Genomic DNA, 519 nt, shown 5'->3' on the forward strand with positions numbered 1-519 from the left:
CTCGACCCGTACCCGGTCAAACTCACGGCGGCGGGCCGCCGTGAGCAACTTCTGGAACTCCTCGCGGCGGGCCGCGCTCGTGCCAGAACGGGCCTGGTCGATAAACTCGGCGACGATCACTTCGCCAGCGCTCTTCGCCTCGGCACGCAAGCGGGCGAGTTGGTCGGGGATGCTGACGCCGTGCTTGACTTGATCCACGCTTGAACAGCGCAGGTAGAGCGCGGTACGCTTCGACATCAGGCGGCCTCCCCCAGGTGCGCCGTCAATGCGGCGAGTTGCGTGCGCAGCGTCTCAGCGGCCTGCGCCATGGTGCGCCGCCGGGTTTGGCGTTGGGCCTCAACGCTGGTGAACTGATGCGCGATCCGGAAGGCTTCCGCCAGTTCCGGCACAGCCGTCATCACCAGGAGCGCGTCGGCGAGTTCGGTCAAGCCAGCGCCCGGATCGCCGGGAACGTGGCACACATGCGCCGTGATGCGCGGACGATGCGTCAGCTTCATTGACCACCTCCGACGAGGTGGC

General features: G+C 67.4%; 2 protein-coding genes. Both read right to left on the reverse strand.

Annotated features, from left to right (window positions below; genetic code table 11):
• The coding region (locus A9Q02_RS17795; protein WP_172451102.1) for a recombinase family protein at positions 1-237 on the reverse strand (237 nt) is incomplete at its 3' end.
• Positions 237-519 (reverse strand): hypothetical protein (locus A9Q02_RS24385; RefSeq protein ID WP_172451105.1); only part of this gene is annotated, 283 nt, incomplete at its 5' end. The genes A9Q02_RS17795 and A9Q02_RS24385, both read right to left, overlap by 1 nt.

The sequence above is a fragment of the Candidatus Chloroploca asiatica genome (assembly GCF_002532075.1).
GTDB classification, from domain to species: Bacteria; Chloroflexota; Chloroflexia; order Chloroflexales; family Chloroflexaceae; genus Chloroploca; species Chloroploca asiatica.